Source organism: Pseudidiomarina sp. CB1, assembly GCF_024752025.1.
GTDB lineage: Bacteria > Pseudomonadota > Gammaproteobacteria > Enterobacterales > Alteromonadaceae > Pseudidiomarina.
Genome location: NZ_JANTPU010000001.1, coordinates 1,178,654 through 1,200,526, shown reverse-complemented (window position 1 = coordinate 1,200,526; position 21,873 = coordinate 1,178,654). Strand labels below are relative to the sequence as shown.

Sequence of the window (21,873 nt, the reverse complement as noted above, 5' to 3'; positions counted from 1 at the left end):
AATCTATTTTATTGATTTGTATGGCGTTGTTTTAACTGAATAGTGAAGTAAGGCTTCCTATTCTGCACCAAGCTATGGAACAGCGCTGGCATGGATGCCAGAGGTGTGAAGTCATAGGGGTCACGAAGGGAGAGCAGGCCTCCCTTCGTGACAAGGAATCGTGACAAGGAATCCTGCCAAGTTCATTTTCAGTATCAACGAGAAAGGAATTTACCACCGATGATCCTAGTGACAGGCGGAGCCGGCTACATTGGTTCGCACACGGTTGTCGAATTACTCAGCCGTGGAAGTGAGGTGGTTGTCCTCGATAACTTCTGCAATAGTTCACAAGACAATCTGTGTAGGATTGAAAAAATCACCGACCGTAAACTGGTTTCGATTACCGGTGACGTGTGCGATAGCGAACTACTGAACCAGGTGTTTTCGCAGTATCACATCGAAGCTGTCATTCATTTTGCTGGTTTAAAAGGGATAGCTGATAGTCTTCAGAACCCACTTCAATACTACGAGAATAATTTTGTTGGCACTTTAAAACTTTGTCAGGCCATGGCGAAGCACGGTGTCAAAAAACTTGTTTTTTCTTCGTCGGCGACGGTCTATGGCGAACCGCAATCGGTGCCATTGAAAGAATCGAGTCCGACGGGCGCGACGACAAATCCCTACGGCGCATCGAAATACATGGTTGAGCAGTTGCTTGCCGACCTTTGCGACGCTGATCCTGAGTGGGCGGCCATTGCTTTGCGCTACTTTAATCCCGTAGGAGCACATCAGTCAGGGCTCATAGGAGAAACGTTCAGCGCGGCTTCGACCAATATCATGCCGCAAATCGTGCAAGCAGCGAGTGGCAAGTTGCAGCGTGTACCAATTTATGGTGGCGACTACCCGACTGCAGATGGCACTGGCGTGCGTGACTATATCCACGTTGTTGATTTGGCCAAAGGACACTTGGCGGCACTGCAAGGGCTCGAGTCTCGGGGCTACGACGTGGTCAATCTGGGTACCGGTGTTGGGGTGTCGGTGTTGCAAATGATAAAAGCCTTTGAAGCGGCGTCTGGGCGCACTGTTCCTTATGAAGTCGTAGCGCGTCGGCCCGGCGATACTGCGCAGTGTTATGCTGATCCGACTTATGCGACAGAGCGGCTTGGCTGGCGTGCCAGTTACTCGCTAGACGACATGATGCGCGATACGTGGAACTGGCAGTTGCGAAACTTACGTGACCATAAAAGTGACGATACGGAATCGCACCGCAGTTAAACTGAAACTTGGCGCAGTATGGGCTGTTGCAGGCTGATCAAGGTTTCTGTTGCTTGTATCTCATCAATGGGTTGAATTTTTTCAATCAAAAGTTGCTGTAAATCGCTAATGGATTGGACCATCACTTTAATAAAAATACTGTATTGCCCCGTCGTATAATGTGCTTCAACAACTTCTGGTAACGCTTCAAGTTTCTTCAATGTGCTAGGGTAATCACCGGCTCGCGCTAAGTTAATTCCGATAAAGCAGCAAACGTCATAACCCAACTTTTTGGCATTGAGGTGGACATGGGTGCCGTCTATATAGCCAGCTTTGCGCAGCTTTTCGATGCGAACATGAATGGTGGCTGGACTGACGTTACTGTTTTTCGCGATTTCGGCGTATGAAACACGAGCATCGTGCTGCAGTGTGCGCATGATGAATTTATCCAGATTATCGATCATTTAAATTATCCACCTCTACCGACTATAAAAATAAATAAAGTATCACCAAATGCACTTTATATTAATCAAAATATTGTTGTATACCTTTATGTTTTAAATGCTATTGAAGTTTTACCGGTTTTGGGAAGATTATAGACAAAACAATTAATGAAAGGAAAGAACCATGTCTATAACTCAATTAAAACTGCATTCTCAGGCTTATGCGCTTAAACATGAAATCACCCAACGGCTATGTAAAAAACTAAATCTAGCTATCGTTCAGGCTCCACTCATTGTACCTAGCCAAAGTGGTTTACAAGATACGCTTAGTGGCCATGAAAAGCCGGTGAGCTTGGTCGTCCGTGCTGAAGGACAAAAGTATGAGGTTGTGCATTCGTTAGCGAAATGGAAACGTGCAATTTTAGCAAAGTATCAAGCGCAACCGGGCGAGGGGGTCATTGCTCATATGTTAGCACTGCGACCTGATGAAGCGTCTTTGAGCTCGCGTCATTCCGTTCAAGTTGATCAATGGGATTGGGAGCAGGTTGTTGCTGCAGAGATGCGAACTTTATCCACGTTAAAAGACCGAGTTCGGGCGATCTATTCAGCGCTACGAGAAGCGGCTATTGCCACTGAGCATTGGCGCGACAGTTATGCTGATGAGGTATTTTTTATTCATAGTGAAGAGCTGCGTGAAATGTATCCGAACTTATCTGCAAAACAGCGTGAACGAGAAATAACGCGTATGCACCGAGCGGTTTTTATTATTGGCATTGGCGGTGTGTTAAGTGATGGTGACAAGCACGATGATAGAGCCGCTGATTACGATGATTGGACATCCGCCAACGATGACGGTTTATATGGTTTAAACGGTGATTTACTGGTTTGGCACGAAGGTTTAGATGATGCCCTAGAGCTCTCGTCGATGGGGATACGCGTCACTCCAGAGGTGATGGTCAAGCAACTGGCCCTGAAGGGCGCGCTACCTTCCCTAGATCTTCCTTGGCATAAAAAGCTTATCGCAGGAGAATTCCCAACCACGATTGGCGGAGGTATCGGGCAGTCGCGTGTGACAATGTGGCTATTGCAACAGGAACATATTCAACTGGTTCAGGCGCCAACGGCACACCTAGGGGCTGGTGATGTGGTGTTGACGGAGCAGAGCCGTGAGGGCTTGTTGAGCGCTGGGTGAGCCGTGAATGAGGCGGACGCGGCCAACGTGCGAGGCATTTAAGACGAAGTCGAGTAATTCGCGTTGGTCCGCGTGAGCGGAGTAGCCGCCAAGGGTGTGCACGCCAGCGCGAATCGAAATGCGCTCGCCATCGAGGACGACGTAACCGCCTTGCGGGCCATATTCTTGGATTTCGCGACCAGGGGTGCCCTCGGCTTGGTAGCCAACAAAAACGACGTCGGTACGCGGATCCGGCAAGAGTGCTTGTAAGTAGTTTTGCATACGGCCGCCTGCGCACATGCCGCTGGCTGCGATGACGATGCAGGGGTCGCCAGTACTACGCAGATAATTAACGACGCGTTCGTGCTCGGCATGGCTTTCGACCACATGTAAGCGAGCAAAGTCCAATGGATTGCGGCCACTTGCATTACGGGCGAGCGCTTCAGCGTCCCATAGGCTATTTAGCTCCTGGTACAGATTGGTAAAAGCGGCGGCCATTGGCGAGTCTAAGATAACTGTGATTGCTGGCCAAAAGGAACCATGGGTGGCGATGATGTCCTCGATTTCGTACAGCAATTCTTGGGTACGGCCGATACTGAAGGCCGGTATAAGTACAGCGCCACCATCAGCCACACAGCGCTCAATGACCTTGCGCAGTCGCTCTTCGCGGTCGCGGCGTGACTCGTGTAAACGATCGCCATAGGTGCTTTCTAAATACAGGATATCGGCACGCTCAAGTGGTTCTGGATCGGGTAATAAAGGTGTACCGCGACAGCCGATATCGCCGGAAAAGACGATGCGAAAGCCGGGATCGGCGCCGTTTATCCATTCAAACTCGACGTAAGCTGAGCCGAGAATATGACCGGCTTGGCGAAAGCGAAGATGAACCCCTACCGCTGCGCCAACTTCTAAAGCTAGCCAGGTATCATAATCGACTGGAATGAGTAATGAACGCAGCAGCTCAAGTACTGAAGCGATTAATGTTGCGTCGCGAGTGAGACCCAATCGGAGCGCGTCTTCAATCACTAACGGTAACAGTAATGCAGTCGCGCGCGTACAGTAAATCGGACCGCGAAACCCGGCCATCAATAAATAAGGAATACGACCGACATGGTCAATATGAGTGTGGGTAACCACCAGTGCACGTACTGAATCGAGCGGAAAATCAATTGCCGGCGCTAACGCTGAACCCGACGAACCGGTTGAGCTCTCAACGCCTTGAAACAACCCGCAATCAATCAATACCGAGTCTACATCAGTGAGAAACAACTGATGACACGAACCGGTGACACCTTGAAAGGCGCCGTGATGAATAACGCTGCGTGCTGCGGGCAAAGGGCAGCCTCCAATTCAGTGTTTACAGCATTCGTCGTTTTAACGTGGTTTTCTCACCCAAAGGCGCATCATCACTCATTGCGGCATGACGCTCGACCATTGCTACACAGAAGAGCAAGGAGGACGTCAGGATCAATACCACAGGAGCGGCAAAAGTGGTCACCTGTGGGCTAACCGAGCTGCTTGCCATGCTGGTAATCGTCACATGCAAAGCGGTAAAACCGCTGGCGATGAAGAAAGCGCTCGCAACGAGGCTCGAGAGTTCACTATGACGCTGTACTATGCCTAAACTTAATGCGCAAATCAGTCCAAGTCCAACAAATAGCCAGACGAACATGTTTGCAACCCAAAACGCTGTTAATAATGCGATACAGGAGCATAGTATCAGCAGTAGTTTCATGGGAGAGAAGATCCTTCTTTAGTGGGTTTATCCATAACATGCTACACGAACAACACAAAAAGATAACATGGTATGAGGTGGATACCAATATTTTTTTGGCTTACTTCAAGAGGTTGTCGTACGCTAACTTATGTTGATAGTTGGTGTACTGACACTTGAAATGTACACTATTGGCTAATAGTTGAAATGGATGGACTCGGGGACATTTCTGTATGGACGAGACTTTTGGTGATTTCTGGTATGTAGTGCAAACGAAACCGCGTCAGGAAAATCGGGCGCGCGCGAATCTTGAAAATCAAAACTTTGGAGTGGCCCTCCCTATGCTCACGCTTGAGCGGATCAAGCGTGGTAAACGTACTCCGACCCTCGAGCCGCTCTTTCCCGGTTATATTTTCGTAAAATTACATGATGAATCACACAGTTTCCACAAGATTCGTAGTACGTTTGGAGTGGCAAAACTGGTAAAGTTTGGCGGCTCTCCTGCATGGATGTCAGATGAGACTGTAATGCAAATGTTAACGTTGAGCGGTGATTTTACAGAAGTTAAGCAACTGCAACGACATCTTGTGCCGCAGCCTGGTGATAAGCTAGAGATACTCAAGGGGCCTTTTAAAGGCTTGTTTGCTGAAGTCGTGAAGCTTGACGGGCCGTCGAGATGCGTTGTATTGCTCGATATTTTGCATAAAAAAATTCGAGCAGAATTTGAGCTGTCGGATGTAAAACGTTAATCAAAAGTAGAATAAATCAAATGGGCATGGAATAATCGCTCTCAATGTCATGATTACATTCTAATCTTCCATAAAATGGAGCGCGATGAGGAGCGGTAACCCTCGGGCGGTAGCTTGTCTGCAGCGAGATGCTTCGAAACTGGGATAATCCAATCAGGGGTGCAATAATAATGAATAAAAAACTCACAGCGGTCATCTTTCTAGCCTCTCTACTTAGTGGATGTGCAGTAGCTCCCGGCGGGCACATATCGAATACTATTAAAGGGGGCGAGGGCAACGACTCCAGCAGTGATTATGAGCGTGAATTCAGTGAAGATGAATTAATGCAATTGGTTGACGTTTATCAGATTTCACCGAAGTTATTGGAGAAATTAGAAGTTCCACAAACCAGACCAGAAGTAAACAATTCACTCGAACAAGCTCGTAGTAACTATGACTATAAAGTAGGGCGTGGTGATGTACTAACCATTACCGTATGGAATCACCCTGAACTAACTATACCTGCCGGCTCTATGCGTAGTGCTGCCGAAGCAGGTAACTGGGTGCACAATGATGGCACTATTTTTTATCCGTATATTGGCAAGGTACGGGTTAGTGGTAAGAATGTGACAGAGATTCGAGAAGATATAACGAAACGGTTGGCTAAGTACATTGAAAGCCCACAGGTGGATGTTACCGTAGCGGCCTTTCGTAGTCAGCGAGTCTACGTGACTGGTGCAGTTCAAAAACCCGGGACGGTGCCAATTACCAACGTGCCCATGACTTTGATTGAAGCGGTGAATGCGGCGGGTGGCCTAAGTGAACTTGCAAATTGGAATGAGGTGACTTTAACCCGTGGCAACTCTGTTCGCACCTTCAAACTGCGCGAACTGTATCAAGCGGGTAATACCGCAGAGAATATTCTTCTGCAACAGAATGATGTGGTACATGTGGCACGTAATGATGACAATAAAGTATTTGTGCTAGGAGAAGTACGTAAACCGCAGTCGTACATAATGGGACAGGGTGGAATGAGCCTAGCTGAAGCATTAGCGGAAGCTGGCGGATTGTTTGAAACGAGTGCCGATGCATCAGGTATTTTTGTTATTCGCCAAGCTGAACCGGACAGCGGCAAACTCGCTCAGGTTTATCAGTTAAATGCCGAAAACGCGATAGCTTTAGTCATGGCCGAGCAGTTCGAGCTGCAGCAACGTGATATTGTGTACGTGACCGCAGCACCGGTAGCACGCTGGAACCGCGTGATCAGTCAATTGCTGCCGTCCATCACGGGCCTATATAGCATCGGTCGTTTCTCGGATGACATCTCGAATTAGTGGTAATGGGTAGCCCATAGTTCTACTACGGGTCCAACCACCCACAACCGCGGTGCATGTTAAAACAACACCCACCGCGAAACGTTATAACCTGACCCGCAGTAGAACTGCGGGCTACGCTACGGGAAACCATGTTTAATAAAATCCTCGTCGTCTGCTTAGGCAATATCTGCCGTAGCCCAACAGCAAAGTTTATGCTGCAAGAGGCGCTACCTGACAAACATATCGACAGCGCTGGCATTACAGCCATGGTCAAAGATGGCAAAGGTTGGGACATGGACAGTAAAGCGCGACAGATCGCCGAAGCCAACGGTTACAGTTTTGCCGAGCACGAAGCGCAACAACTCAACCGAGAATTGGTAAGTCAATTTGACCTGATCTTGGTGATGGAAAACGAACATCGTCAATATATTGGGAAACGCTACCCAGAAGTCATGGCCAAAACCATGTTATTAGGGCAATGGCTGGCGGATAACGGAAAACTAGGTGGGAAGGACATTCCGGATCCCTACAAACGTAGTGACGAAGTCTACCAACACGTATTTGATCTCATTGAAAAGAGCTGTAACGAATGGAAAAAAAGACTGTGAACACCCCCGTGCAACAATCTAGCGACCGCAATGACGACGAAATCGATCTAGGCCGGCTATTTGGTCTATTAATTGATCGCCGTTGGCTGATCATCAGTGTAACGTTTCTGTTCATGGTCTGCGGCGTAGCTTACGCCATTTTGTCGACCCCTATCTATCAAGCCGATGCTATGCTGCAAGTTGAGAAAAAATCGAGCGGCCTGCCAGCGTTAGGTGACGAGTTTGGTGAAATGTTCACCAGTGACAGCGAAGCTGCCACTGAAATCGAGATCATGAAATCGCGTATGGTGATTGGTGCTGTCGTGGACCAGTTGCAGCTGACCTATCAAGTTACGCCAGATTATATGCCGTTCATCGGCGGCTGGTTGGCACGTCGCACTCCTGGGCAAGATGAGCTCAGCATTAGCACGTTTAATGTGCCGCAAGGCTACGAAGGGGAGCCGCTGCAGCTTGAATTTGCTGACAACGGCAAGCACTACGAAGTTCGTGACGAAGAAGGCGAGCTCGTGCTGGCTGGGCAAGTCGGCCAGTTGGCGGTAATGGACGGCTTTGAGTTGATGCTCAACGACGCGGTGCTGACCGATACCTACGAGTTCGTGCTGACCAAAGCTAATCGGCTACGGACGATTCGTGACGTGCAACAAGACCTAAGCGTCAGTGAGCGCGGCAAGCAAACGGGTATTCTTAGTGCCAGCTTCCAAAACCCTGACAGCGTGTATGCGCAACAAGTGCTGAATGCCATCGCGCAAGAGTACATGCTGCAGAACATCCGCCGTAACGCGGCGGAAGCCGAGAACAGCCTGCAGTTTATCGAACGCCAATTACCTGAAGTTAAGGGTAATTTGACCGCTGCTGAAGATAAATTGAACCAATACCGTAACTTAAGTCAGTCCGTTGACCTCTCCATTGAAACGCAAAGCTTACTTGAGCGTGTGGTCGAAATCGAAAAGCGCCTGAACGAACTTGAGCTCAAAGAAAAAGAACTGTCACGTTTATATACCAAAGAGCATCCAACCTATCAGTCACTTCTCGAGCAAAAAGCCCAGTTGATTCGAGAGCAAGAAGAGATCAACAACCAGGTGGGCGACTTGCCAGAAACCCAACAAGAAGTGTTGCGTTTAGCGCGTGACGTTGAAGTGTCGCAAGAGATTTACGTGCAGTTGTTGAATCGTATGCAAGAGCTTAACGTGCTGAAAGCCGGTACCGTAGGCAACGTACGAATTCTGGACGAAGCAGTGACCAACCCTGAGCCAGTGGCGCCAAAGAAAGCCTTGATTGTGGTGCTGGCAACCATGCTCGGCGGTATGGTGAGCGTCGGCTGGGTGTTCTTGATGGCGGCGTTGAATCGCGGCGTAGAAACGCCTGAGCAGCTAGAAGAACTGGGCATTAATGTTTATGCGTCCGTACCGGAAAGCCCAACACAAGTCGATTTAAATGAGAAACTTGGCAAGTTGGTACGGCGCACGAAAGAAGTGCACGACCTACCATTCTTGGCGCTGGAAGATCCCGCAGACTTGGCCATTGAGGCGCTACGTGGTTTACGCACCAGCTTGCACTTTGCAATGCTTGAAGCCAAGAACAAGGTCATTATGGTGTCAGGCCCAGCGCCCGGTGTCGGTAAGAGCTTTGTGACCCTGAACCTTGCCGCCGTGCTGGCGCAAGCAGGGCAGCGCGTACTGGTGATTGATGGTGACATCCGTCGTGGTTATCTGCATACCGCGTTAGGAGTTTCCAACAAGTACGGCTTGTCAGACTTTTTGGCGAGCGTAGATAAGTCACCCGATGGTGGCCCAATTGACAAGAACAACCTGTCGACGGTGATCCACAAAACGAAGGTGCCGAACATGCACTTCATTTCGCGCGGCACCGCAGCTCCGAACCCATCGGAATTGTTGATGCACCCGCGCATGGAGAAAATGCTGGGTAAAGTAAACGAACACTACGACTACGTACTGATCGATACACCACCAATCCTAGCTGTAACTGACGCTGCGATTGTTGGTCGCTACGTAGGTACTAGTTTGCTCGTAGCCCGCTTTGGCGAAACTCCAGCGAAAGAAGTCGAAGCCACGGTGAAGCGCTTCGCGCAGAACGGCGTGGATATTCGTGGGGTTATTTTGAACGGCGTGCAGCGCCGAGCGAGTCGGTATTATGGTTATGGGTATTCTTACGGGTACAGCTATAAGTCGACAGACGCGTAATCGTAGCCGTGGTTCTACCACGGATCCACCGTAAATTCACCTCGGTGCCCATGCGACATATAAAACACCAAGCCCTGCGCTCCCCAACAACTCCTACAATCACGAAGTTTCTCCTTGCTTGATATCAACGTATCCAGGTAACCCTCGAGAGTTATTAATTCCATTTAACGACTTCATCTATTTTATAGGTAAGACATGTTCGAAAATAAAACTATATTAGTTACAGGGGGCACGGGCTCCTTTGGCCACAAATTTATTCCAATGACTTTGGAAAAGTACAAGCCGAAGAAAATCATTGTATTTTCCCGTGATGAAATGAAGCAGTGGGAGATGGCTAAGTTATTTCCAAACGATGAGCGTCTCCGATTTTTTATTGGTGATGTCCGAGACAAAGAACGCCTGTATCGAGCATTAGATGGAGTTGATTACGTTGTGCACGCAGCTGCTACGAAGATTGTACCTACCGCGGAGTACAATCCGTTTGAATGTGTGAAGACGAATATTAACGGCGCCATGAACGTAATCGATGCCTGTATCGATAAAGGTATTAAAGGCGTTGTAGCATTGTCTACAGATAAAGCAAGTAGTCCCGTAAATCTTTATGGCGCGACAAAACTTGCTTCAGACAAGTTATTCGTTGCAGGAAACTCATATGCGGGTTCTCATGACACTAAATTCTCCGTAGTACGCTACGGTAACGTTATGGGTTCTAGAGGCTCGGTAATTCCATTCTTTATGTCGATTCGTGACCAAGGTGTCTTACCAATTACAGACGATCGTATGACACGTTTCATGATTTCGTTAGAGGAGGGGGTAGAACTTGTATGGCATGCGTTCGAGGATATGGTTGGCGGAGAGATCTACGTTAAAAAAATTCCGTCGATGAAAGTTACCGACGTTGCTCGAGTTGTCGCGCCTGAAGCAAAGCAAGAGGTTGTTGGTATCAGGCCTGGAGAAAAGCTGCATGAGCAAATGATCGGTTTTGAGGATGCCCCCTATACTTACGAGTATGCGGAGCATTACAAAATTCTTCCAGCCATCCATGACTGGGATAAGGACGCCAATCGTATCAAAGATGGAGAACGGGTTCCCGATGGTTTTATTTATTCGAGTGACAACAACACTGAATGGATGTCAGATGAAGAGTTAAAAGGATGGCTTTCACGTAATTTTGAACAAATAGGCAAAATTTGATGATTCCTTATGGCAAACAAGACATTCGTCAAGAAGATATTGATGCGATCATCGAGGTATTGCAGTCTGACTTTTTGACGCAAGGGCCTCAGGTTCCTGCGTTTGAGCAGGCAGTAGCCCAAAAAGTTGGTGCTGAATATGCACTGGCCGTAAACAGTGCTACATCAGCGCTGCATATCGCCTGCCTAGCTCTTGGATTGGGCCAGGGTGATATCTTATGGACAACACCGGTTACTTTCGTTGCTTCGGCGAATTGTGGTTTATATTGCGGTGCGAGTGTTGACTTTGTTGATATTGACCCGAACACTTACAATATGAGCGTCAGTGCGTTAAAGACAAAGCTCGAGCATGCCGCTGCCCATCATCGCCTCCCGAAAGTTTTGGTGGCCGTGCATTTATGCGGGCAACCCTGTGAGATGTCGCGAATAAAAGCGTTAGCAGATCAATATGGTGTCAAGATTATTGAAGATGCGTCTCACTCCATCGGTGGTAAATATCGGGGGGAATACATCGGTAATTGTCGTTACAGTGACATAACAATATTTAGCTTTCATCCAGTAAAAATCATTACGACGGCGGAAGGCGGTATGGCGCTCACCAATAGTAAAGTCTTAGCGGAAAAAATGAACTTGTTGAGGAGTCATGGTATTACCCGCGATCAAGATAAAATGACCCATGAAAGTGACGGGCCTTGGTATTATCAACAAGTTGACTTGGGCTTTAATTACCGCATGACAGAACTTCAGGCTGCGTTGGGGTTGAGTCAGCTAGAGCGACTGGATGAGTACGTCAGCAAACGGCATGAGTTGGCAAAAATCTATGATGAGTTGTTAAACAGCTTGCCCGTGACGATACCGTTCCAGCACTCGGACAGTTATTCAGGACTTCATCTATATGTAATTAGATTACATCGTGAGCAGATAAACCGCTCACACCAGGAGGTATTTGAGTCGTTGCGTGAAAAAGGAATTGGCGTGAATTTGCACTACATTCCAGTACACACACACCCCTATTATCAGCACATGGGATTTGCTGCAGATGATTTCCCTAACGCTATGGCCTATTATCATGAAGCCATCAGCCTACCGATGTACCCAAATTTGACAAAAGAAGAACAGCACATCGTGATAGATGCGTTAAAGGCGGCGTTATCAGCATGAATATCGCCGTAATTCCTGCTCGTGGTGGCAGTAAAAGAATTCCTCGCAAAAACATCAAAATGTTTTACGGTAAGCCGATGATTGCTTGGTCAATTGAGGCTGCCAAAGCGAGTGATTGCTTTGATAAAATCATTGTATCAACAGATGATGATGAAATTGCAGAGGTTGCTCGAGAGTACGGCGCATGGGTACCATTCAAACGACCTGCAAGCTTGTCAGATGATTATATTGGTACGACGGATGTGATAAAACATGCTGCTGAATGGTTGGCGACGCGGGGTTACGATGTCCAGTATCTTTGTTGCTTGTACGCAACGGCCCCGTTTATCTGCGCGGATGACTTGCGTAGGGCAAAGAATTTGATAGAAACCTCATTTGCGGATTATGTATTTTCGGCGACCACTTATGCGTTTCCTATTCAACGAGCATTAAAAGTTGATGACCAAGGGCGGGTTTCTATGTTTCAGCCCGAGAATTTTAATACTCGCTCACAGGATTTAGTTGAAGCTTGGCATGATGCGGGACAGTTTTACTGGGGAGTCCGTGACGCTTGGCTTGAACGCCGTCCAATTTTTTCTACAGCTGCCCGACTACTTCAACTGCCGCGGCACCGCGTTCAGGACATTGACACGCCGGAGGATTGGGCACGCGCCGAATGGTTGTTTAAAGCTATGCAGGCAGGGCAATGAAAGTTGTCTTTCGAGTAGATGCGTCCCTGGAAATGGGATCAGGGCATACTATGCGTTGTCTAACGTTGGCCGATGCACTTAAAACTCAGGGACACGAATGTGAATTTATTGTGCGTGAACAGCCTGGGCACTTAATTAACCTCATTAAAAGTAAAGGTTACATCGTACGTGTCCTTCCCCAGTTATATTCAGATCTGACGACAGATATTGACGAATATTCTCATTCACATTGGCTTCCATGCGGACAACAACAGGACAGCGAAGAAACGTTGTCGGCATTGGACCGAAGTGATTGTGACTGGCTGGTTGTTGACCATTACGGGATTGGAGCTCAGTGGGAGAAGCGACTTCGTAAGGTTTGTCGCCATATTTTGGTCATCGATGACTTGGCTGACAGGGAGCACCAGTGTGATGTTTTACTTGACCAAAATATTGGTCGCAAAACAGGTGATTATGATGGATTACTACCCCATAAATGCCTGAGAATGATTGGCCCACAATATGCGCTGCTCCGCCCTGAATTTGTGAAATGGCGGAAAGAAAGCCTAGCCCGTCGCGTCCAGCAAACGGAACTCCGTAAGATTCTTATCAGTCTTGGCGGGGTAGATAAAGACAACGTTACCGGTGATGTTTTAGATGCACTTGAAGTGAGCTCCTTGTCCGACTCAGTAGAGTTGACGGTGGTGCTTGGCCAACAGAACCCTTGGTTAGAAAAATCACAAGGTCAAGCAGCGCTGTCCCGCTTTGACGTTACGGTCATACAAGGTGTAACTAATATGGCTGAAGTGATGAGTCACACAGATTTAGCGATCGGTGCTGCAGGGAGTACCTCTTGGGAGCGTTGTTGTCTCGGACTACCTACTGTTATGTTGGTGTTGGCTGATAACCAGAAAGGAATCGCGAAAGGTCTAGAAAAGGCAAGAGCATCGATAGTAGTTGGAGTCGCTAATATCACCTCGACAATCGAAGGCTTGTTAAAAGATCCGGTTGAGATGCGTTTAATGTCTGAACGAGCAGAAGCAGTTTGTGACGGTAGCGGCGTAATACACTTGATTAATGTGCTGGAGCGGTATAGTGAAAGTTAGTATTTTAATCTCAAACCCGCAACACCCAGTTATTCCAAGAGTGCGAGACTGGCAGACGAAAATGTCAGAGTGGGCAGATATTGACATCATTCATAGTAAATCTGAATTAACTCATGGCGACATACTTTTCTTGGTATCGTGCTCAGATCTTATTAAGCCCAAAGACCGAGAGAATTACAAGCACACATTGGTCGTTCATGCTAGTGACCTACCGAAAGGGAGGGGCTGGAGCCCACATATTTGGCAAATAATCGAAGGTGCATCACATATCACAGTCTCATTACTTGAGGCGGATGAGCCTGTTGATACCGGCCGTATTTGGTTAAAAAAGACCTTCAAAGTTTTGCCCGATTGGCTATGGGATGAAATCAATGAGGCGCTATTTGAAACGGAAGTGACCTTAATGGAAGAGGCGATTAAGCGACACGGACAAATCGTTCCTTCTATGCAGAATGATTCGAACAGTAGCTATTATCGCAAGAGAACACCTCAAGACAGTACCCTAAATATTGATAAAACCCTTCGGGAACAATTCGACTTGCTGCGTGTGTGTGACCCGCAACGTTATCCTGCCATATTCGAAATACATGGAAAAAAATACAAGCTGACAGTGGAGAAAGTAGATGACTAAGCCATTTGCAATCGCTGGGCGTGAAATCAATCAGTCAAGCGCCCCTTACATCATTGCTGAGATGTCAGCCAACCATAATGGAGACATTGAAACCGCATTTAAGATTATTGAAGAAGCCAAAAAGGCCGGCGCTGATGCATTAAAAATACAAACATACAGGCCTGATACGATTACCTTGGATTCGAATAAGCCGGATTTTTTGATCACGGAAGGTCTTTGGAAGGGACGTACGCTTTATGAGTTATATGAGTGGGCGCACACTCCCTGGGAATGGCACAAGCCACTCTTCGACAAAGCTCGTGAAGTAGGTATCACTATGTTTAGCTCGCCATTTGATAACACCGCTGTTGATTTGCTAGAGGATCTTAATGCGCCAGCATATAAAATTGCTTCATTTGAGGCCGTTGATCTACCTTTAATCGAATATGTCGCCAGAACTGGTAAACCGATGATAATCTCGACAGGCATGGCCAATGACGAAGAAATACAGGAGGCAATAGATGCGGCACGAGGAGCGGGTTGTAAAGAACTGGCAATTTTGCACTGTGTCAGCGGTTATCCGGCACCGGCAGAAGACTACAACTTGAAAACACTTGTGGATATGCGACAGCGCTTTGGTGTATTGACTGGCTTGTCGGATCACACTTTAGATAACACAACTGCAATTGTCAGTGCAGCGTTGGGTGCTGCAATCATCGAGAAGCACTTTACTCTTGATCGTAATGGTGGAGGACCAGATGATAGTTTTTCATTGGAGCCTTTGGAGCTTGCTGCGTTGTGTCGTGACGCTAAAACAGCTAAATCTTCGTTAGGCAAAGTTGATTATGGGCGTAAATCGAGTGAACAAGGTAATGTTAAGTTTCGACGTTCACTCTATTTTATTAAGGATATGAAAGCAGGCGATATTATAACCGCTAACTCTATCAAAAGCGTGCGACCCGGATATGGTATATCTCCAAAATATCTAAAGGAAGTAATTGGATGCCGATTAATATCTGACATAAAAGCAAATAGCCCAGTGCAAATGAATTTGCTTTTACGGTGAATATGAATTTATTTAAATATCAAATGTATATTATTCTTACTTTGATTCATCGATACCTACCCCACTCAGCGTAAAATGCTTTAGCCTTACAGCTATGTATCTATATATTATTGATTAATAAGTACGAATTCGATATTCATTATTGATCTCGACATTCTGGAGTGTAAGTTTTGTTCAAAAAATTGAGACGTGAATTTTGCGGAGCGGTTGCTAAGAAAAGCGAAATAAATTTGTATCGCAGAATCGATACTATTTCTCTAGGCTCTTACGAACAGAAAAAATATCAAAGCAATAACAAAATTAAAAGGAAGTGCCTCGTCGATTTTAGCCATTATTTTTACCCCAAATGGAATGTGAAATCAAAATTATTTGTAAATAAGTTTGATAGAGATACTGAGATTCACGCCTTCGCGCCAAATCTTTTTTTTGTCTGGCCTTCGTTACGAGTTATTTTTGGTCAAATTTTAATGGCTATATCAGGAAAACAAAAATGCCTCTCAAAAGCCTTTGGATTCCGTAAAAACCTAAAACCAGCATTTATCAAGTTAACCAATTTAAGTAGAGATATAAAGTGGGCTCGTGATGAATTGAGATTAGTCGAATCAAAAAGTGATATTCTTGAAATAAATATAGAAGGAATCGTTATTGGAGATCTCATCTATGATACATATTTGAAATGGTTCAAAAAACCTACTGTAAATCAAAAGGACATACGGCTTCTATTTCTTTTAATAATAGCGAGAACATACACGGAGAATTGCAAGAAGATTTTTCGAGAAAATCAGTATACAGATGTTTTATTAACCCATTCCGTTTATATAGCATTTGGAATTCTTGCTCGAGTTGCTCTAGATTCGGGTGCATCAGTAAAGGTTATACAGAACGTAAGAGGAAAAACACACAGAGAGCTGACAAAGAACCATCCTTATCAAGCAGAGTGTTTTGCTGAATATCCAAGTGTGTTGAAAGGGATAAAGGCTAATGAGTTAATCTCTCTCAGAGCGAAGGCGGAACTCGAGTTAAATTCGAGGTTGAAAGGTGATGTTTCTGCCATAAATTACATGCGGAATAGTGCATACAACACTGGAACTCAACCACCTAACTTTTCTAACATTGACCCCTATCCAGGACGCCCGAGAGTATTTATACCTTTACACTGTTTTTTCGACTCTCCTCATATTTACCGATGGATTCTTTTTCCTGATTTCTATGAGTGGCTAGATTGTATTTTGCCATACTTATTGGAAAATAAGATAAATGTATATCTTAAACCTCATCCAAATGGAATAGAAGGAAACTCTATGATAGTAGAGCAGTTAAAGGAAAAATATAAAGATGTACAACTAATTGATGCGGCAACAGATAATTCGAGTTTGCGGCCTAGACATTTTGATGCTGTTCTAACTGTCTATGGGACTATTGCTCACGAGTTTGCGTATAAAGGTTTTCAAGTTATTAATGCTGGCGACAACCCACACATTGGTTTCTCTTTTTCACTTACACCTAATTCAGTGAGCGAATATCTGTCTGCTATTAAAGGTATTCTGTTTAAGGAAAAAAAGATAGAAATTTCAAATCAAGAAATATTCGATTTTTATGTGGCTCACTTTTTGCTAGCTCGTGATCTAGTAACAGCTCCTTTAGAAGAATTTGAGTCGAGCCTTCCAATTAATTCAAGCATAGAGAAGGTTAACGCTTATTTACTGAGTGATAGTAAATTAAAAGAACTTATTAATTGTATACCTAGTGATTTATAGCCGTTAAATAGATGACAGAAAATTCCTTAAAAAAATGGAGTCAAAAAGATATCTTAATGTCGAGCGTTATATCTTCGGGATTAAGTTTATTTATAACAATATCCGTAGTTTATTTGAGCAAACCCGAATATCTTTCTCTGATATTAGTTGCCAAGTCGCTTAGCATGTTTATTCCGGCGTTAATCCCATGTCGCTTGTCAGCGCAGCTTTATATGAGGGCGAATCGGCTTGTAGAAAAAAGGGTTGAGCCGCTAAGTTATGAAACACTTATAATTGCCACATCTGCAGCGTTATTATCCTTTTCTTATGCGAGTGTTGTATTCAAAGAAGTGGAAGCCGATTTAATACTTTATGTGTCCGTCTATACGCTATTATTGGTGATTAACGGATATTTTGGTATAGCACTTAGAGTGCTTTTTCGGTCTGATTTAATGCTGAAAATTTCGATTTTAGATTTTTTTATAACGCTTCTTCAGCTAGCTACCTATGTTTACATACACTCGATAGAGGTTCTTTGTTCATTTTTTATAGTACGAGAGTTGGTCAAAATTTTTATGTTTTTTAGATTGGCTCCTACACCGTTTAATATGCACTATTTTAAACCTTTTGATTTTGTATTTGGTAATCGACGAGTTCATTTTTTTACTAAAATACATAGTCTTTTCCATATAAACCGGAGCTTGATACAGCTAATTTTTCAACAGCAGGATCGTATAATTTTTCCATTGATTTTCGGAACTTCGACCGCAGGTCACGTCTTTATAGGTACATCACTTGGCGCGGTATTTTCTATGGTAAGTTCATCGCTATTTACTTGGCTGCTGCCTAGTAGCAAGAATGACTATTTAGCTCGTAACAGTTTGCATAAACAAATATTTTTGTTGTCGTGTTTAAGTTTCATCTTGGTGGCAGCGGGATTCCTGCTACATTTCTATACGAAATCGACAGGTATCGAGGTTTTATCAGAACGATTTAAAATTGAATTTATTTTAGTCGGTTTTTTGTATTCATCTTCAGTTCCGATTTTGTTTCCTTTGTTGTTAAAATGGAATTCAAATGTATTCCGCATTGGGGTTACTTTGTTGATGGTTATCGTGTTCTTGACAATAGATCTTGTTATGGGGGGGGTCTATTTAAGTTTAGGAAGCGGAATCATTTCATGTTTGGTGGGAGTATTTGTAATATACGGCTTAGCTTTTTATTATGCGGATTTCACAGCTCATCAAAAGCTAACTCTATGGATCTTATTTCTCATAATGTCCGGCATTAGTCTGTTTGCAACATTTTAATCAACTTCATACTATTTCGTTTATGAAGTGGCTTTTTTTCTTGTCAAGGGCATGTGTTTTTCGAAATGAGCGAAATTCATTGTATACAGTTAATGTCAGATAACTAAATATAGTGTTGTCAAGTATATTTAATATACTAGTAAAGGACTGGGGATAACGAAAATGGGTATACGAAGGTCCCGCTTACAACACGGGCTTGAATGTTTGGTCTAAAAGCAAACCTCAAAAAGAATAGTCATCATTTAAAAAGCGTATTTTATAATTTGAACGAGATTTGACTTGATATGTATTTGTTCGCATATAAATGCTTCTTGGTTATTTTTTGTCAAGTTCGCGATTGATTATATTAATATTCAAATAATAGATTTGGTCGTTTTATGTCATCATTCTTGTTAAAGCATTGGAGTTGCTATGTGTGGTGTTAGCGGTTTTTTCTCAGTAGGTGACTCGTCTGTGGACCGTGTATTTGAGCTCAAACGTAGTTCAGAATCAATTTCGCATAGGGGCCCCGATGCAAGTGGAGAGTTTGTTGATCGATTTGATGAAGGAATGATCGGCTTGGCACATAGACGATTAGCCATTCAGGATCTAAGCGTTGACGCCAATCAACCTATGCATAATGAGCAAAATGTTTTGGTGTTCAATGGAGAAATTTATAATCAACATGCTCTTCGCCAGTTATTGATACAGCGGGGCTTTAGTCTTAGAACTCATTCGGATACTGAAGTAATTCTTACTGGTTTTTCAGTTTTTGGGACTGAGTTTTTCTCTATGCTTAGAGGAATGTTTTTTATTGCAATCTATTCAAAAGAAGAAAATCTTCTTTATTTAGCGAGAGATAGTTTAGGAATTAAGCCATGTTATTTTAGTGTGTTCGGCGATTCGATTTATTTTTCAAGCGAGATTAAAGGGTTAAAACACTTTGGTGAGGTTGATCCTGTTTTAAGCGAAGTCGATGTTTTTGAGTTTTTTCACTACGGATTTGTACATGAACCCCGAACAGGCTTTAGTAATATCAAAAAGATCAAACCTGGACATTGGATGACTGTGAGTATAGAAGATAATTCGTTGTCGATTTCTGAAAAATCGTTTTTGTCATCACGTGAGTTCGTTAAAGGGAAAGGGTTTGACGAAATACTTGCTAACGCTGTTGAAAGGCAACATATTTCGGATGTAAAGCTCGGCATATTTTTCAGTGGAGGAATTGACTCGGCAATCCTCGCCACTCAGTCAACATCTCAGAATCTTCTGTTCGCATCCTATTCGAGCGATGGAATTTTTGGCGACGAAAGGTTAAATGCTATTCATGTGGCCGAGACTCTAAAGAAAGATCTCACAATAGAAAATATTGATTCCGCTTATTTGTCTTTTCCTCTTGAATCAATTGACTTAGTTGCAAGAAATGTAGAGGAGCCTATATCCGATTTTACTTTTTTCTCTTCCTTTCAACTTTCTAGTGCCGCATCGCGTAAAGGTTTCAAGGTTATGCTTTCGGGTATGGGTGCTGATGAAATATTCGGCGGCTATCCGCGCTATCAAGCTATGGCATATCACAAATACATGAAGCCTTTTCGTAAATTGATTCGCTTCATTATTAATGCGCGCTTAGTACCTAATAGTTTGAAGAATAAGGTGGATAGGCTATCTAATTTCTTAGATGAAGAGGATTGGGAGCTCGCATATAGTCGGTTGGTAGGATATTTCGATTCCGACGAAATCAGGTCATTATTCGGTAATGATTTAAATACTATTTTTATGGAACAATTTTTAACTAATCTACAAAATAGTAGGAGTATTTTTGTTCCGTCTGATAAAGAATCGCACTCTCCAGTTTATCGAGCAATGTGGGCTGATAAAACTGGATTTTTGGCGCATAATCTTTCAGTAGCAGATAAATCGAGCATGATGGCGGGATTAGAGCTTCGGGTTCCATTACTAGACGAGGATTTGGTCTATAAATCTATGGAGTTTGAGCAACATGAACTGCTGGAAAATCATCGGCAAGGGAAAAAGCCACTTTTAAATATCTTAAGAAAAACGTTAAGTAAAAAACAGATAGATAGAAAAAAAGTTGGTTTCAATCCACCAGTGTTAGATCTAATGGAAGCACTGGGGCCAGAACGTGCTAAAGAAATAATATCTGACCTACCAGCGATAGTAAACAAAGAACTAGCATATCAAATACTACATGATTTTTACGGAGGGCAACGCCATCAAAATGTATACAAGTTATGGCAACTTATATTTTTTTCACGTTGGTATCAATTGAATATTGCGTGATCGACTACGTTTTCATTTTGTATTTTAACCCTAACCTCATTTTGCATTAATCGTGTTTTGAGTTTCCTACGACTTCACATGTCACAGAAGAGAACACATGAAAAAATACGTCTTTAATATTCTTGCTTTTTCGACTTTGTTGTTCCTTGTGTCATCGCCACTTCATGTCTTTCGTGTTGCTCGAGTCAGTCCCGAGGTTCCGCTATATTTCTTTTATATATCTTGGCCATTATTAGCTATCGCAATTGTTCCTCTCGCATTAATCGGATTCCGTCATGCGCCAGTTAAGTGGTATTTTCCGATTTTTGTTATATGCCTTTACTCACCAGTACTATCACTTTATAACCTTCATGACACTGTCGGTTTTATGGGTAATGTGATGAGATTGGTTGTGTGTCTAAGTTTTATTATTGTAGGCGTTAATTATTTTCGTTTTGTCTCTTCCTATTATATCGACAATACGGTGTTCATAGCCAAAGCAAGTTTCGTAAGCGGTGGACTTGCATTGGTTATGATGTATGTACTCTATTTTGTATTTAATGCATCTGTATATTTTGGATTACAGGTAACGATCCTTTTCATTCCTTTAGCTTATTATCTGGTTACTCGCCGTTTTAGTCTATCCTTACTGGTACTGGTGCTGATTGTCCTTGCAGGAAAGAGAGGCACCATTCTAGCCGGGTTGATGATTTACATCTTCTACATGTTCTTTTTACAAGAGCGTAATCGCAGGTTTGTGGGAACTGTGAAGTGGATTTTTCTCTGTTTCTTGATCGTTGGGTTCATCTATATTTTTGATCTAATGCCCTCCTTCATTCAAAATCGGCTAGACATGATTATTATTTCGGGCCAAGAAATTGGTGATACTGCCTATGGATCAAGGTTTTCGGAGATGGAGTTTATTTTATCCTACTTTAAACAGAATCCCATGTTCCTGATTTTTGGAACAGGGCTGGGATCAGTTGTCGATAAAGGAGACGGTGTCTTTGTGAGTACCGTTCATTTTTCACCACTAGCGATACTGTATCGATTTGGCGTGGTTGGTGTTGTTCTAGTTTATGGCTTTTTCACAGTTCTGATTTGTCGTTATTTGTCAAGAAGAAAGAGAATGAGTCGTGATACTCGTGCGCTTAGCGATACCTGGATACTGACACTCATTGGCGAATTGATGTTTAGCTTCACAGCTTTCACAATTCTTCAAAGTATTGTTCTTTGGCTATCAGTAGCGATTATACTCTCGTCGTTACTTGTTCAAAAAAATCTAGAAAGATTTCAAATTTAACTAGTCTGGATGATGTTAAAATTTGTCCCTTGGTTCAAGCTATCTTG

General features: G+C 44.0%; 19 protein-coding genes. 16 read left to right on the top strand and 3 right to left on the bottom strand.

Features of this window, described 5'->3' with window-relative positions; translation table 11 throughout:
* Window positions 1-219: 219 nt before the first annotated feature.
* Window positions 220-1,254: a UDP-glucose 4-epimerase GalE gene (gene galE, locus NV375_RS05785; RefSeq protein WP_126771289.1), complete on the top strand. Its 1,035-nt coding sequence runs from the start codon at window positions 220-222 to the stop codon at window positions 1,252-1,254.
* Here galE and asnC read toward each other — a convergent pair.
* Complete coding sequence (gene asnC / locus NV375_RS05780) at window positions 1,251-1,697, bottom strand: transcriptional regulator AsnC (protein ID WP_126771287.1); 447 nt, start codon at window positions 1,695-1,697, stop codon at window positions 1,251-1,253. The genes galE and asnC overlap by 4 nt on opposite strands.
* Before the next feature lie 163 nt (window positions 1,698-1,860).
* Between asnC and asnA the strand changes: the two genes are divergently transcribed.
* Window positions 1,861-2,868, top strand: a complete 1,008-nt coding sequence (gene asnA, locus NV375_RS05775) for an aspartate--ammonia ligase (protein WP_126771285.1) — start codon at window positions 1,861-1,863, stop codon at window positions 2,866-2,868.
* On the opposite strand, the gene NV375_RS05770 is transcribed toward asnA, so the two are convergent.
* Window positions 2,806-4,182, bottom strand: coding sequence for an MBL fold metallo-hydrolase RNA specificity domain-containing protein (locus tag NV375_RS05770; RefSeq protein WP_258807284.1), 1,377 nt, complete (start codon window positions 4,180-4,182; stop codon window positions 2,806-2,808). The two genes, asnA and NV375_RS05770, sit on opposite strands and share 63 nt — an antisense overlap.
* Before the next feature lie 22 nt (window positions 4,183-4,204).
* Window positions 4,205-4,519: a hypothetical protein gene (locus NV375_RS05765; protein ID WP_258807283.1), complete on the bottom strand. Its 315-nt coding sequence runs from the start codon at window positions 4,517-4,519 to the stop codon at window positions 4,205-4,207.
* Between the two features lie 275 nt (window positions 4,520-4,794).
* On the opposite strand from NV375_RS05765, the gene rfaH reads away from it, so the two are divergent.
* The 14 genes from rfaH (at window position 4,795) to NV375_RS05695 (ending at window position 21,826) form a co-directional block, all read left to right on the top strand.
* On the top strand, window positions 4,795-5,310 hold the full coding sequence (gene rfaH, locus NV375_RS05760; protein ID WP_258807282.1) for a transcription/translation regulatory transformer protein RfaH: 516 nt from the start codon (window positions 4,795-4,797) through the stop codon (window positions 5,308-5,310).
* 170 nt (window positions 5,311-5,480) lie between these two features.
* Complete coding sequence (locus NV375_RS05755; RefSeq protein WP_258807281.1) at window positions 5,481-6,623, top strand: polysaccharide export protein; 1,143 nt, start codon at window positions 5,481-5,483, stop codon at window positions 6,621-6,623.
* A gap of 131 nt (window positions 6,624-6,754) precedes the next feature.
* Window positions 6,755-7,213 (top strand): low molecular weight protein-tyrosine-phosphatase, encoded by a 459-nt coding sequence (locus NV375_RS05750; RefSeq protein WP_258807280.1) that lies wholly within the window; start codon window positions 6,755-6,757, stop codon window positions 7,211-7,213.
* Window positions 7,195-9,414, top strand: coding sequence for a polysaccharide biosynthesis tyrosine autokinase (locus NV375_RS05745; RefSeq protein ID WP_258807279.1), 2,220 nt, complete (start codon window positions 7,195-7,197; stop codon window positions 9,412-9,414). The genes NV375_RS05750 and NV375_RS05745 overlap by 19 nt, the downstream gene beginning before the upstream one ends.
* A 195-nt stretch (window positions 9,415-9,609) precedes the next feature.
* Window positions 9,610-10,608 carry a UDP-N-acetylglucosamine 4,6-dehydratase (inverting) gene (pseB, locus tag NV375_RS05740; RefSeq protein WP_258807278.1) on the top strand — a complete coding sequence of 333 codons (999 nt, stop codon included), beginning with the start codon at window positions 9,610-9,612 and terminating at the stop codon, window positions 10,606-10,608.
* Complete coding sequence (gene pseC / locus NV375_RS05735; protein ID WP_258807277.1) at window positions 10,608-11,768, top strand: UDP-4-amino-4,6-dideoxy-N-acetyl-beta-L-altrosamine transaminase; 1,161 nt, start codon at window positions 10,608-10,610, stop codon at window positions 11,766-11,768. Before pseB ends, pseC begins: the two co-directional genes overlap by 1 nt.
* The gene (gene pseF / locus NV375_RS05730) at window positions 11,765-12,457 is read left to right on the top strand and encodes a pseudaminic acid cytidylyltransferase (protein WP_258807276.1); all 693 of its coding nucleotides are present in this window, start codon (window positions 11,765-11,767) and stop codon (window positions 12,455-12,457) included. The genes pseC and pseF overlap by 4 nt, the downstream gene beginning before the upstream one ends.
* A complete protein-coding gene (pseG, locus tag NV375_RS05725) occupies window positions 12,454-13,542 on the top strand; it encodes a UDP-2,4-diacetamido-2,4,6-trideoxy-beta-L-altropyranose hydrolase (RefSeq protein WP_258807275.1) in 1,089 nt (362 codons plus the stop codon). Before pseF ends, pseG begins: the two co-directional genes overlap by 4 nt.
* The gene (locus NV375_RS05720) at window positions 13,532-14,173 is read left to right on the top strand and encodes a formyltransferase family protein (RefSeq protein WP_258807274.1); all 642 of its coding nucleotides are present in this window, start codon (window positions 13,532-13,534) and stop codon (window positions 14,171-14,173) included. Before pseG ends, NV375_RS05720 begins: the two co-directional genes overlap by 11 nt.
* Complete coding sequence (gene pseI / locus NV375_RS05715) at window positions 14,166-15,218, top strand: pseudaminic acid synthase (RefSeq protein ID WP_258807273.1); 1,053 nt, start codon at window positions 14,166-14,168, stop codon at window positions 15,216-15,218. Before NV375_RS05720 ends, pseI begins: the two co-directional genes overlap by 8 nt.
* 170 nt (window positions 15,219-15,388) lie before the next feature.
* Window positions 15,389-16,975: a hypothetical protein gene (locus NV375_RS05710; RefSeq protein WP_258807272.1), complete on the top strand. Its 1,587-nt coding sequence runs from the start codon at window positions 15,389-15,391 to the stop codon at window positions 16,973-16,975.
* Between the two features lie 164 nt (window positions 16,976-17,139).
* The gene (locus tag NV375_RS05705) at window positions 17,140-18,264 is read left to right on the top strand and encodes a hypothetical protein (RefSeq protein ID WP_258807271.1); all 1,125 of its coding nucleotides are present in this window, start codon (window positions 17,140-17,142) and stop codon (window positions 18,262-18,264) included.
* Between the two features lie 411 nt (window positions 18,265-18,675).
* Complete coding sequence (asnB, locus tag NV375_RS05700) at window positions 18,676-20,544, top strand: asparagine synthase (glutamine-hydrolyzing) (protein ID WP_258807270.1); 1,869 nt, start codon at window positions 18,676-18,678, stop codon at window positions 20,542-20,544.
* A gap of 97 nt (window positions 20,545-20,641) precedes the next feature.
* Complete coding sequence (locus NV375_RS05695) at window positions 20,642-21,826, top strand: O-antigen ligase family protein (RefSeq protein ID WP_258807269.1); 1,185 nt, start codon at window positions 20,642-20,644, stop codon at window positions 21,824-21,826.
* Window positions 21,827-21,873: the final 47 nt, after the last annotated feature.